Origin of the sequence: Comamonas koreensis (assembly GCF_014076495.1) — a bacterium.
Classification (GTDB): domain Bacteria; phylum Pseudomonadota; class Gammaproteobacteria; order Burkholderiales; family Burkholderiaceae_C; genus Comamonas; species Comamonas squillarum.
The window spans coordinates 5058492-5071449 of the sequence record NZ_CP043575.1; the positions used below are offsets into that span (position 1 = coordinate 5058492).

The 12958-nt window shown below is 64.7% G+C and carries 10 protein-coding genes and 2 tRNA genes; 5 read left to right on the plus strand and 7 right to left on the minus strand.

What is annotated here, in order from left to right:
• The first annotated feature begins 178 nt into the window (after positions 1-178).
• The 3 genes from mdeB to F0Q04_RS23125 all read left to right on the plus strand — a co-directional run bounded on the left by mdeB (position 179) and on the right by F0Q04_RS23125 (position 5339).
• Positions 179-2818, plus strand: a complete 2640-nt coding sequence (gene mdeB / locus F0Q04_RS23115; RefSeq protein WP_116926323.1) for an alpha-ketoglutarate dehydrogenase — start codon at positions 179-181, stop codon at positions 2816-2818.
• A gap of 255 nt (positions 2819-3073) precedes the next feature.
• Positions 3074-4279, plus strand: coding sequence for an ABC transporter substrate-binding protein (locus F0Q04_RS23120; RefSeq protein WP_021028330.1), 1206 nt, complete (start codon positions 3074-3076; stop codon positions 4277-4279).
• Positions 4280-4430: 151 nt separating this feature from the next.
• Positions 4431-5339, plus strand: a complete 909-nt coding sequence (locus tag F0Q04_RS23125) for a dienelactone hydrolase family protein (RefSeq protein ID WP_116926322.1) — start codon at positions 4431-4433, stop codon at positions 5337-5339.
• Positions 5340-5437: 98 nt separating this feature from the next.
• Here the strand turns inward: F0Q04_RS23125 and F0Q04_RS23130 are convergent, their stop codons facing one another.
• The 3 genes from F0Q04_RS23130 to F0Q04_RS23140 are packed head-to-tail and all read right to left on the minus strand — an operon-like array spanning position 5438 to position 8646.
• Positions 5438-5731, minus strand: coding sequence for a DUF333 domain-containing protein (locus F0Q04_RS23130; RefSeq protein ID WP_182343733.1), 294 nt, complete (start codon positions 5729-5731; stop codon positions 5438-5440).
• Between the two features lie 28 nt (positions 5732-5759).
• The gene (locus tag F0Q04_RS23135) at positions 5760-7736 is read right to left on the minus strand and encodes an MFS transporter (protein ID WP_116926320.1); all 1977 of its coding nucleotides are present in this window, start codon (positions 7734-7736) and stop codon (positions 5760-5762) included.
• Between the two features lie 55 nt (positions 7737-7791).
• A complete protein-coding gene (locus tag F0Q04_RS23140) occupies positions 7792-8646 on the minus strand; it encodes a hypothetical protein (protein WP_133248159.1) in 855 nt (284 codons plus the stop codon).
• A gap of 91 nt (positions 8647-8737) precedes the next feature.
• Between F0Q04_RS23140 and F0Q04_RS23145 the strand changes: the two genes are divergently transcribed.
• A complete protein-coding gene (locus F0Q04_RS23145) occupies positions 8738-9490 on the plus strand; it encodes a helix-turn-helix domain-containing protein (protein WP_182343735.1) in 753 nt (250 codons plus the stop codon).
• On the opposite strand, the gene F0Q04_RS23150 is transcribed toward F0Q04_RS23145, so the two are convergent.
• Together F0Q04_RS23150 and F0Q04_RS23155 are read right to left on the minus strand one after the other, a co-directional pair.
• On the minus strand, positions 9487-10707 hold the full coding sequence (locus F0Q04_RS23150) for an FIST signal transduction protein (RefSeq protein WP_232539459.1): 1221 nt from the start codon (positions 10705-10707) through the stop codon (positions 9487-9489). The two genes, F0Q04_RS23145 and F0Q04_RS23150, sit on opposite strands and share 4 nt — an antisense overlap.
• A gap of 112 nt (positions 10708-10819) precedes the next feature.
• Positions 10820-11764 carry a PhaM family polyhydroxyalkanoate granule multifunctional regulatory protein gene (locus F0Q04_RS23155; RefSeq protein WP_182343737.1) on the minus strand — a complete coding sequence of 315 codons (945 nt, stop codon included), beginning with the start codon at positions 11762-11764 and terminating at the stop codon, positions 10820-10822.
• Positions 11765-11918: 154 nt separating this feature from the next.
• Here F0Q04_RS23155 and F0Q04_RS23160 point away from each other — a divergent pair, with 154 nt between their 5' ends.
• Positions 11919-12332 (plus strand): VOC family protein, encoded by a 414-nt coding sequence (locus F0Q04_RS23160; RefSeq protein WP_182343739.1) that lies wholly within the window; start codon positions 11919-11921, stop codon positions 12330-12332.
• 154 nt (positions 12333-12486) lie between these two features.
• Here the strand turns inward: F0Q04_RS23160 and F0Q04_RS23165 are convergent.
• A tRNA-Met gene (locus F0Q04_RS23165) sits at positions 12487-12563 on the minus strand.
• A 210-nt stretch (positions 12564-12773) separates the two neighbouring features.
• Positions 12774-12850: transfer RNA gene (locus tag F0Q04_RS23170), tRNA-Met, on the minus strand.
• Positions 12851-12958 lie beyond the last annotated feature (108 nt).

Consider the following 12958-nt stretch of genomic DNA (forward strand, 5'->3'; position numbering starts at 1 on the left):
ATGCGGGCAAGCAGCTGCGCCAGCATCCCCTTTTAATGCCGGTAGCAGTTTTCAAAGAATCAGGTATCGCGAGGCAATACTTTCAAGGCGCTGCCGTTGTCGCGGGGCCTCGCGCCTGGGCGACGCTTCCATGGCATGATCCCAAGCATTCACACCTAGAACCAGACAGGAGACCACCGTGCGCCAGCCGCCCCACCATGTGCCCGCCACCCCGCAAGCTGACCCGGCCGAACTGGCCGAGTGGTGCGATGCCTTCGATGGAATGCTGGCGGCCTATGGCTCGGCGCAGGGCAAGGAGCAGGCTGGTGCGCTGCTCGATGCGCTGCTGGCCCATGCCCGCAAGCGCCATGTGGCATGGAAGCCCTCGGGCAACACGCCCTACATCAACACGGTCACGGTGGATGAGCAGCCGCCCTACCCCGGCGATGTGGCGCTGGAGAAAAAGCTCTCGGCCATCCTGCGCTGGAACGCGCTGGCGATGGTGGTGCGCGCCAATGCCGCGCATGGCGAGCTGGGCGGCCACATCGCCAGCTATGCCTCGGCGGCCGATCTGTTCGAGACTGGCTTCAACCATTTCTTCCGCGCCGATGATGGCCACCAGGCCGCTGACCTGGTGTACTTCCAGCCCCACTCCTCGCCCGGCGTCTATGCGCGCGCCTTTCTCGAAGGGCGCCTGGGCGAAGAGAACCTGGCCCATTACCGTCAGGAGCTGGTGGCCGCCAGCCAGGGCATCCAGGGGCTGTGCTCCTACCCGCACCCCTACCTGATGCCCGAGTTCTGGCAGTTCCCCACCGGCTCGATGGGCATCGGACCGATCAATGCGATCTACCAGGCGCGCTTCATGCGCTACCTGGCCGACCGGGGCCTGGCCGATACCGCAGGCCGCAAGGTCTGGGGCTTTTTTGGCGATGGCGAAATGGACGAGCCCGAATCCATCGCCGCCCTCACCCTGGCCGCACGCGAGGGGCTGGACAACTGCATCTTCGTCATCAACTGCAACCTGCAGCGGCTCGACGGCCCGGTGCGCGGCAATGGCCGCATCATCGATGAGCTCGAGGCGCTCTTTAGCGGCGCGGGCTGGAACGTCGTCAAGTGCCTCTGGGGCTCGGAGTGGGATCCGCTCTTGGCGCGCGACCACAGCCATGTGCTGGCGCGCACGTTTGCGCACACGGTCGATGGTGAGTTCCAGACCCTGTCGGCCAACGATGGCGCCTTCAACCGCGAGCATTTCTTCAACCAGAGCCCCGAGCTAGCGGCTTTGGTCGCCCACCTGTCGGACAGCGACATCGACCGCCTGCGCCGCGGTGGCCATGACCCGGTCAAGATCCACGCCGCCTTTGCCAGCGCCGCTGCGCACAGCGGCCAACCCACCGTGGTGCTGGCCAAGACGATGAAGGGCTATGGCATGGGCAGCATCGGCCAGGGCCGCATGACCTCGCACCAGCAAAAAAAGCTGGGCGCCGAGGACCTGCTGGCCTTCCGCGACCGCTTCAACCTGCCGCTGAGCGATGCGCAAGCCACCTCGGCCGCCTTTCTCAAGCCCGCCGATGGCAGTGCCGAGATGCGCTATCTGCTGGCGCGCCGCCAAGCTCTGGGCGGCTTTTTGCCGGCGCGCAAAGGCCAGGCCATGCCGGTGGCCGTGCCCGATCTGCAGGTGACGGCCGGCTTTGCGCTGCAGGCCGAGGGCAAACCGATGAGCACCACGATGGCCTTTGTGCGCCAGCTGGGCAACCTGCTCAAGGACCCGACCCTGGGCCCGCGCATCGTGCCCATCGTGGCCGATGAGGCGCGCACCTTTGGCATGGCCGGGCTGTTCCGCCAGGTGGGCATCTACGCGCCTTTTGGCCAGCTCTACCAACCCGAGGACAACGCCTCGATGCTGCTCTACCGCGAAGCGAGCAGCGGCCAGATCCTGGAAGAAGGCATCAGCGAAGCGGGCGCACTGTCGTCCTGGACGGCGGCCGCCACCAGCTACAGCACCCATGGCGCCGCCATGCTGCCGTTTTTCATCTTCTACAGCATGTTCGGCTTCCAGCGTGTGGGCGATTTGATCTGGGCCGCTGCCGACCAGCGCGCACGCGGCTTTTTGATCGGCGCCACCTCCGGGCGCACCACCTTGGGCGGCGAAGGCCTGCAGCACCAGGACGGCAGCAGCTTGCTGAGCGCCTCCACCGTGCCCAACTGCAAGAGCTACGACCCCGCCTTTGCTGGCGAGCTGGCCGTCATCATCGACCATGGCATGCAGCGCATGTTGCAAGAGCAGCGCGACGAGTTCTTCTACATCACCGTCACCAACGAAAACGTGGCCAACCCCAGCCTGCCGCCTGAGGCCCATGAAGGGGTTATCCGCGGCATGTACCGGCTGCAGGCCGGCTCTGCGCACAGCCCGCGCCGGGTGCAGCTGCTGGGCAGTGGCGCGATCATGGGCGAGGTGCTCAAGGCCGCTGCCATTCTGGAGCGCGAGCACCGCGTCGCTGCCGATGTCTGGAGCGTCACCAGCTATGCCGAGCTGGCCCGCGATGGCGAGGCCCAGCTGGAGCTCTGGCGCGCAGGCAAGGCCAGCGCCCCCAGCTGGTTTGCGCAGCAACTGGCGTCCTCGCAAGGCCCCATCATTGCCGCCAGCGACTATGTGCGCGCCTTGCCCGAGCTGGTGCGCGCTTACCTGCCCACCGACGACCGTGGCCTGCCGCGCCAGCATTACTACACGTTGGGGACGGACGGCTTTGGCCGCAGCGATTCGCGCGCGGCGCTGCGCCAGCATTTCGCCGTCGATGCCGCCGCCATCGTGCAGACCTATCTGCGCAGCCAACAGACCTGAGCACCTGCTTAAAAGGGGGTGCGCAAAAAAGCCAAGCCACTGTGCACAAGCGCCCAGCCGGGCGCACAACTCCTGATTTGATAGCTGACCGTGCTTTTCTGACAAGCACGGGCAGCTATTTTTAGGGAAGCTCTGCCGAAGAAGGCACCCGGTGCAGCGCAGTAATTGTCCCAATACCACCCAGCGCTGTGCATGCCAGTATCGGGTCCATGCGGCTGCCGCATCGAGACAACACCATAAACATTAGGAGCAACTATGCAACGCACTCGCCTGGCGCAAGCCTTGGCCACCTTGGGACTGCTGGGCTTGACCGCCGCCATGGGCACGGCCCATGCACAGGACAAGGTCAAGATCGGCTATATCTCCGACCTGTCGAGCCTGTATGCCGACCTCGAAGGCAAGGGTGGCGCCACCGCCATCCAGATGGCGATTGACGACTTTGGCGGCAAGGTGCTGGGCAAGCCGATCGAAATGCTGGTCGTTGACCACCAGAACAAGGCCGATATCGCCGCCAGCAAGGCGCGCGAGTGGATCGACACGCAGAACCTGACGATGATCTTCAGCGGCACCAACTCGGGCACGGCGCTGGCGCTGGCCAAGGTGGCCGATGAGAAAAAGCGCGTGATGATCAACAATGGCGCGGGCACCTCGGCGCTGACCAACGAGGCCTGCACGCCCTACACCGTGCACTATGCCTATGACACCGTGGCGCTGTCCAAGGGTGCGGCCGGCGCCATTGTCGACAACGGCGGCAAGAACTGGTTCTTTCTGACCGCCGACTATGCCTTTGGCCATGCGATGGAAGCCGATGCCACCAAGGTCGTCAAGGCCAAGGGCGGCGCCGTGGCTGCGGCCGTGCGCCACCCGCTCAATGCCTCCGACTTCTCGTCCTTCCTGCTGCAGGCGCAAAGCTCCAAGGCCCAGGTGCTGGCGCTGGCCAATGCCGGCGGCGACACCATCAACGCCATCAAGGCGGCCAAGGAATTCGGCATCGACAAGTCGATGAAAATCGCGCCGCTGCTCGTCTTCTACAGCGACATCCACAGTCTGGGCCTGAAGAACACCGCCGGCATGCAGTTCGTCACCAGCTGGTACTGGGACATGAACGACGCAACGCGCAAGTTCGCGGACGCCTACATGAAGAAAACCCAGCGCCGCCCCACCGAAATCCAGGCCGCCGACTACTCGGCCACGATGAACTACCTCAAGGCCGTGCAGGCCGCCGGCACCACCGATGCCGACAAGGTGATGGAGACCTGGCGCGGCATGAAGATGGACGACTTCTTTGGCTCGGGCACCTTGCGCGCCGACGGCAGCTACATCCACGACATGTACCTGGTCCAGGTCAAGACCCCGCAGGAATCCAAGGGCACCTGGGACTACTACAAGATCGTCAAGAAGCTGCCGGGTGACGAGGTGTTCACGACCAAGGAAGAAACCAAGTGCGCGCTGTGGAAGTGATCTGAGCCCAGCCACCACCACCACGATGCCTGGCGATGCCAGGCATTTTTCTTGCATGAACACGGCGGCGCCGGCGCGCCAGCCACCTTGTCACGGGCTGTTTTTTATCGTCCCCCATAATGGGCCTGCCATCCGCAGAAAAGGAAATCCTATGTCCCAGACTCCCAGCAATGCCGATTTCGACTCCCTTCTCCCTGGCCGCGCCACCTTGGCCGGCAGCACCCGCCGCAGCGCCCTGCAAATGGCGCTGGGCGTAGGCTACGCCGCAGCAGCGGTGCCAGTGATGGCGCAAACCGCCATCAAGACCCCCGATACCGGTCTGACGGCCGGCACGATCCAGTACACGGTTGACGGCTTCCAGGTCAGCGCCTACCGCGCAGCGCCTGCTGGCAAGACCCACCTGCCGGTGGTGCTGGTGATCCAGGAAATCTTTGGCGTGCACGACTACATCGCCGACACCTGCCGCCGCCTGGCCCAGTTGGGCTACCTGGCCATTGCGCCCGAGCTGTTTGCGCGCCAGGGCGACCCACGCAAGTACACCGAGATCAGCCAGCTCCAAAGCGAGCTGGTCAGCAAAGTGCCCGATGCCCAGGTCATCAAGGACCTGGACGCCGCCCTCGCCTGGGCCAAGGACAATGGCGGCGACACCAGCCGCGCCGGCATCACCGGTTTTTGCTGGGGTGGCCGCATCACTTGGCTGTATGCCGCCACCGGCAAGGTCAAGGCCGGTGTTGCCTGGTATGGCCGCCTGCAAGGCGCTGCCAGCGAGTTGCAGCCCAAGCACCCGATTGACCTCAGCAGCGCGCTCAAGGCCCCCGTGCTCGGCCTCTACGGCGGCAAGGACCAGGGGATTCCGCTTGAGTCCGTGGAGGCCATGAAGCAAAGCCTGCAAAAGGCCGGTGCCGCAGGCAATGCGGCCGCTGCTGCATCGAGCTTTCATGTCTATCCCGAAGCGGGCCACGCCTTCCATGCCGACTACCGCCCCAGCTACCGCAAGGATGCGGCAGATGACGGCTGGAAGCGCATGCAGGACTGGTTCAAGACGCATGGCGTCATCTAAACCCCTGAGCCCCGCCTAGCCCGCCACAGGCTCCGCAAGACAAAACCCTGCCAGCGCACCATGCGCTGGCAGGGTTTTTTATAGTCACCTTGCGGTCCTCAGTTCATCGGGTTGTCGCGCCAGAACAGGTCCCAGGGGTCCATTTCCTTGCCGTCGGGGAATTTGCACACCGTGTTCTTGCCCTTGGGCGTGTTGAGCAAGGAGCCGCCCATCTGCACGCAGTAGGCCGATGCAGGGCTGCGCGGGCCGGCATAGGTGGTGGCGTAGGAGGCGGCTTCCTTCTCGTCGGGGTCACGCAGCGGCTTGAGGCCCGAAGAGCTGCTGCAGGCGGCCAGGGCGGACACAGCCACCAGGGCTGCCACGCTTTTGCACAGAATCGATAAAGAGGTCATCACAAAGCCATTCGTTGTCCAGCCTGCATTATCCCAAAGCGGGCGAGCCACTGCCATGGCCGCCCTCCTGGTCCAGCAGCTCGCCCACACGCTGGCGCAGTTGCTCGGCAGAACACTCGGCAGCCGGGCTGGCCGCTCCAATGCGCAAGGTCACGCGGTTGAACAAGCCTCGGCGGAACGGCCGGGTCATCGCGCCTTGGGGCTCGATGCGGCTGAAAAACGACCCCCAGAGGTTGGTCAGTGCCATCGGCACCACGGGCACGTCCAGCCCATCTGCACGGGCCTGCTCCAGGATCTTCATCACACCGCCCTTGAAGGCCTGCAGCTCGCCGTCGCGGGTGATGCCGCCCTCGGGAAAGATAGCGAGCAGATCGCCCTCGCGCAGCACCTGCGCGGCGCGGGCAAAGGCGGCCTCGTAGACGGCAGGGTCTTCGCTGCGGGGCGCCACCGGAATGGCTTTGCACAGGCGGAACAGCCAGCCCAGCAGGGGCGTGCGGAAGATACGGTAGTCCATCACAAAGTAGATCGGGCGCGGGCTGGCGGCCATCATCAAAATGGGGTCGACAAAGCTCACATGGTTGCAGGTCAGCAGCGCCGGCCCGCTGGTGGGGATGTGCTGCGCGCCCTGCACGCGAAAGCGGTAGACCAGGTTGGTGACCAGCCAGGCAATGCAGCGCAGCAGGTATTCAGGCACCAGCAAGAAGATGTACGTGGCGACAATCGCATTGGCAATGCCGGTGAACAGGAAAATCTGCGGCACCGTGAAGCCCGCGCCCAGCAAGGCGCCAGCGATCACCGAGCTGGCAATCATGAACAGCGCATTCAAGATATTGTTGGCCGCAATGATGCGGGCGCGGTGCGTGGGCTGGCTGCGCAGCTGGATCAGCGCATACATGGGCACGCTGTACAGGCCCGCAAACAGCGACAGCAGCGCCAGATCGGCCATCACGCGCCAGTGCGCCGGCTGGCTGATGAAGCCCAGTGCCGTCCAGGCCTGGGCCGGCTGCGCCAGGCCGCGCGAGGCAAAGTACAGGTCAATCGCAAACACGCTCATGCCGATGGTGCCAATGGGCACCAGGCCAATCTCCACCTGGCGGCGCGAGAGCACCTCGCACAGCAGCGAACCCAGGCCGATACCGATGGAAAACACCACCAGCAGCAGCGAAGCGACATGCTCATTGCCATGCAGCACCTCCTTGGCAAAGCTGGGGAACTGGCTCAGAAACACCGCGCCAAAGAACCACATCCAGCTGATGCCCAGCAGCGAGCGGAACACCACCACATTGCCATGCGCCAACTTCAGGTTGCGCCAGGTCTCGCTCACCGGGTTCCAGTTGATCTGGAGGCCCGGGTCGGTGGCCGGCACCACCGGCACGCCTTGCGCGGTGAGGCGACCCACCACCGCCAGGCCCAGGCAGGCCACGCCCACCGCGGCATGGCCGATACCGGGCAGAGCCACCAGCAGCCCACCCACCACATTGCCCAGCAAGATGGCGACAAAGGTGCCCATCTCGACCATGCCATTGCCGCCGGTCAGCTCATCGTCGCGCAGCACCTGGGGCAGGTAGGCAAACTTCACCGGCCCGAACAGCGTGGAATGCAGGCCCATCAAGAACACGCAGCCCAGCAGCACAGCCGGGCTCTCGATCCAGAAGCCCACACCAGCGATCAGCATCACGCCAATCTCCAGGTCCTTGACGAAGCGGATCATGCGGTGCTTTTCGTACTTGTCGGTCAGCTGCCCCGAGGTCGCCGAGAACAGCAGAAAAGGCAGGATGAACAAGGCCCCGATCACCAGGCCGGCCATGGCAGGCGGCATCCAGGCCACCTGCAGCTGGTAGGTCACCATGACGGTGAAGGCGAACTTGAACAGGTTGTCGTTGGCGGCCCCGGCAAACTGGGTCCAGAAGAAGGGGGCAAAGCGGCGCTGGCCCAGCAAGGCAAACTGGTTGGGGTGGTCTGGCGCATCGAAGGCAGGCACAGACGGGGCATGTGGACGGTTCATGGAACAAGCATCTCCTGGCGGATCAAGGGCGGTGGGGGTGGTCGGTACCGGGCATTCAGCGCAAACGCACTGCCCCCAGCGCGCCGTCCCCGATTGTGCCTGCGGACGCGCGGTTTGGGCACGCCAGTTGGCGCGCTTGCAGCGCCGTTCGCAACAGTGGCACCAGCGCAAGCGCAGCGGCCAGGTGCTTGAGCGCATGGCCGGCCACCAGATGGCCGCTGCCGGCCCAGACGGCGGCATCGCCCAGCTCGAACAGCTTGGCCAGCGCATACCAGGCCACAACGGCCGCCAGGGGCCAGCGGATAAGTGGCGCGGCCGGCGGGCTGCGCTGCTGCCACAGCGCCACTACCACCAGCAGTACCATGCCAGCGCCCTGCAACACGGCCCAGGGCAGCAGCTGCCCGGTCTGCAACCAGATCCACAGCGCCAGTGGCCCGCCCAGCAGCACGGCGAGTGCTGTCAGCCAGGCGGCGCGGGCATTCAGCTGCGACTGCAGCGCCAGGCCCAGCACACCGGCAAACACCGGCACCATGCCCATGCGGTCCCAGAAGACACGCACATCGCCGGGCAGCAGGTGGTAGTAGGACGAACCGACGGCAGTCAGCACCAAACCGCCAAACACCAGCAGCAACCAGGGCTGCGCGCCTTGGGATCGCAAGGTGTCAGCGGGTGTTTTGACACTCGCCAACAAGCCCCAGATGCCGACCAGCAGGAACGGCAGATTGCTCAGTACATCGGCCGCGTTGGCCAGGCCCAGCAGCGGGCGCTGATCGGCGAAGTCATGGTAATGGGCCGCCTGCGGCACATAGGGCCCCAGGCAGGCAAGGGCCAGCATGGCGGCATAGAAGGCGTAAAGCACGCATTCCGCAGCCAGGCTGCGGGGGCTTGGAGGTTGGGAGGTATCAGTCATGACCTGCACTGTGCCGCTGGCGCGCCAGAGCGTCTCGCAATCCCGGCGCGATCCCCTATGATGGCACCCAAAGTATGACAGGACGATACCCATGAGCACCACCGCCGATCTGGTACTGGCATTGAAAAAAGAGCTAAAAGCCGCACAAATGACCTATGCAGACCTGGCCGAGGCGCTGGGCATGGCCGAGTCCAGCGTCAAGCGCATGCTGGCCAAGGGCGACATGCCGCTGTCGCGCATCGATGCCATCTGCCATGTGCTGCGCCTCGATTTTGCCGACCTGGCACGCCGCGTGGCCGACAACCAGCCGCTGATCAAGGAGCTGACGCAGCAGCAGGAGCAGGCGGTGGTGGCAGACAAGAAGCTGCTGCTGATGGCCATCTGCGTGCTCAGCCAGTGGACGCTGGAGCAGGTGCTGGCCACCTACCGCTTGAGCGAGGCCGAGGGCATCAAGTACCTGGCGCAGCTCGACCGCATCGGCATCATCGAGCTGCGCCCGATGAACCGCTACCGGCTCAAGCTGGCCAAGACCTTCCGCTGGCGCCCGCATGGCCCGGTGATGGAGTATTTTCGCGAGAACGCGGTGCACGACTATTTCTTGGGCACGTTCGACAAATCCGGAGAGGGTTTGATGCTCGTGCATGGCGCCATCAGCCGCACCTTGGCCCCCGCCTTTTTGGAGCGCCTGCAGCGCGTGGCCCAGGATTTTGCCCAGCAGCACCTGACCGACCAGCGCCTGCCCGAGAAGGAGCGCGAAGGCTATACCCTGCTGCTGGCGATGCGCAGTTGGGAGCTGTCGGTGTTTACCGAAATGCGGCGCCTTCAGCCGGGTGGCAATCGTTAAGCCGCCTGGGTAAACAGCATCAGCGCACCGGCATAGCGGTGCAGCTGCTGGCCGGCAATCTCGCCCTGGCTGAAAAAGCCCACCAGCGGGATATCGCCCAGCACATGGTGGATCAGCTCCAGCTCGGCACCAGGCACGCCGAAATAGGGGCTCGCCCGCTGCGCGCAGCTGATATAGACGGCCCCCGCAATGCGGCGGCCGGCCGCCGCATCGCCCAGCGCGCTATCGCCCAGCGGCAGGCCGGTTTGCGCCTCGGCGGGGGACAGTGACTCTTGCAGCTCGGCACACATGCGCAGCAAATCGGCGCGGGCCGCCGACAGGTTGCGCTGGCAAAAGCACAGGTACTGCTGGGGCTGCGCCTGCTCTGACAGCACAATGCCCCGGCTGACCATGTCCACGCCCACCAGCGGCACCACGCGCGCCTCCGGGCCCAGCTGCCCGGCATGCACAGCCGATTCGGGCGCATGCGGCTCCAGCGCGGCATGGATATGGCGCATCGTGCGGGTGGCCCGCTCGGGGTCCGCATCCAGCCGCACGGGCATCAGCTCCTCAAGCACATCGAGCGCGGGCCGGCCATCCAAAGCCAGCACCACATGGCCTTGCATTGCGGTGATGCGCATGCGCGCACCCATCACCTGGCAGCCCTGGGTCAGCTCTTGCACCACGCCGGCATCGGCAGAGAACGCCAGGCCCGAAAGCCCACCGCGCAGCACCCCGTTGTGACTGGGGCCCAGCGCCTTGCTCCAGGCCAGTTGCAGCGGCGCTACCGCCTCGGAATTGAGGCCGCCCAGCACGCTGCCAGCGCGCGTGCGCGCGGCCAGCTCTTCGAGCAGTTCTGCAAAATCCGGCAGGCCCGCATCGGCATGCACCAGCGCGCGGTCCCAGGGCGATGTAGGCGCCACCGGCAGCGGCGCAATGCCTGAGAACAAGCGGTAGGAATGGGCAGGCAGCTCCAGCAGCATGACCGACAGCGCCGGCTCGTTCAGGTACTCGGCATGCGAGGCCATCACGCCAACGCCGACCGAGCCGCTCCAGTCGCCGATCTGCGGAAACTCGTCCTGCAAGGCCTCCAGCAACTGCGGCGCATGGCGTGCAAAGGCATCCGTAAAATACACCAGGCCGAGGTTGGGCGCGCTGGCATAGCCCGCCTGGGCCATGCGGCCTCTCAGTTGCGCCACCACCAGCGCCACAGCCATCCGCCAGTCGGGATGGGTCACATGACCATAGGGAAAAAGCTTTGTGCCTGCCATTGTCAACAACCTGCTGCTGCGCGGCTGCCGGCCCAGTCCCGCGCTAAAAAATCACGATCACTCAAGCGTTCTTGCTGGCTCAACGCTGGCCGGAGGAAGGCTTGCGGGGCGCGGCGTTCCGTGAGGCGACCTTGCTTGGGGCGGCTTGGCGGGCGCCGTTGGCAGAGCCTGCGCCTTTGGACGGTGTCGCCTTGCGGGGTGCTGGCTTGCTGGAGCCGCTTCCTGCGCCAGCCTGCGGCCCGCTCCTAGGCTTCTGACCAGCTGCTGTGGCAGCCTTGCTGCGGCCTGCCGCAGCAGCGCTGCGCTTGGCCGATGTCTGCTGGCCCATCGCGGCCTTGGCCGCCGCCTTGCCGGCTTCGGCCATCTCCTGGGCTGTGCTGCGCACCGCCTGCGCAGCGGAGGCTGCCGCCCGTTGGGTACTGGCTGCATGGACCATCGCCTGCTCGGTGACATCCTGCACAGCCTGCTGGGCGATGTGCTGGAACTGCTGGGTCAGCGCGCCCCACCACTGCATGGGGTCGGTCGCCGAAGCGGCGGCGGCACTGGCCTGTTCAGATTTCTCGGGCTGTTCTGTTGCGGCAGCGGCCGGTGCGGGCGCGGGCGCGGGTGTGGTTGCGGCTGCAGGGGCGGGGCTGGGCGTCTCGGTGGTTGTTGGCGCCACCGCTGCCGCTTGTTGCGCCTGCGCAGCCGTGCTCTGGGCAAACTGCTGCCAGCTTTGCACCATGGTGCTGGCCCAGTTCTCTACCGGCACATTCATCGTCTGCAAGGCCGACAAGGTCATCTTCTGCACTTCCATCGCCTGGATGGTGGCGGCCAGCGCCCGCTGGTTCTGCTCCAGCCAGAACAGCACGGTCTTGAGCTCCTGAATGCGCTTTTCCAGGTCCGGCACATTCATCGTCGGCGCCACCCATTCCTGCCATTGCGCAAAGGCCGCAGAAGGCTTGGAGCTACCGCCCGCTGCGAGCTTTTGCAGAAAATCAAAGCCGGGGGCAAAGGGGTTGAAAGACGGGGCGGAGTCTTGCATGGTGTTGTCTCCAGGAGTTGGGCCGTCGGCCGCGTGTGCAATGCCAGGGTGTATGCTGCACAGCTTAGCGGATTGTGCAGCCCCTGCCTATGTGATAAATCGCTTGCGGCTGCGTACGACCACCCTTGCAACCTGCCTTTTTGAGCCCGCCACCATGCAGAGCCTTTTCCATCTCGCCTTCCATGTGCACGACCTGGATGCTGCACGCCACTTCTACCGCGACACGCTCGGCTGCGCCGAAGGCCGCAGCACCGACAGCTGGGTGGACTTTGATTTCTTTGACCACCAGATCTCCTGCCACCTGGGCAAACCCTTTGAGACCAGCAATACCGGCCTGGTGGGCAACCACAAGGTGCCGATGCCGCACTTCGGTCTGGTGCTGAAACTCGAGGACTGGAAGCAGCTGGCCGAGCGCCTGCGCGCCGCCAACACACGCTTTGTGCTCGAGCCCCAGGTGCGCTTTGAAGGCGAGCCCGGCGAGCAATGGACGATGTTCTTCTACGACCCGAGCGGCAACCCGATCGAGGTCAAAGGCTTTCGCTCGCTGGCGCAGTTGTACGCGCATTGATGGGGCGCTGTGGCCCCGCCAGGAGCATCTGAGGCGGGGCAAGCGCTGCTGCCGCCCTGCCTGTGGTGGCTAGCGCAGCGATCAGACTTGGTGTCCATCGGTACTTGAGAAACGGGCACAAAAAAGCCAGCTCGAAAGCTGGCTTTTGGTGTTTTGGTTGCGCGAGAAGGATTTGAACCTCCGACCTTTGGGTTATGAGCCCAACGAGCTACCAGACTGCTCCATCGCGCACCGCAATTATAGCGCGACTTTGGTACTGCATTTTGGCGGAATGCGCTTTTAGCGTATATTTTTTGCGCTTCGACTTTTATAGCAATCTTGGCGGGATCAAAGCGGCGGCCTTACCGGCCCACTTTTCAGGCTGACCAGCCCAGTCCGCAACGGTTGCTGCCCGGCAGCCAGGCACAAAAAAGCCAGCTCGAAAGCTGGCTTTTGATGTTCTGGTTGCGCGAGAAGGATTTGAACCTCCGACCTTTGGGTTATGAGCCCAACGAGCTACCAGACTGCTCCATCGCGCACTTGCATTATAGCTCGGGTTTTCCTTAATGCGAAGCGCTTTGTCATCATTTGGAAAACTATTTGTGGAATGAGGGCCTCAAGCGCTGCTTGCAGCGATCGGCAAAGGC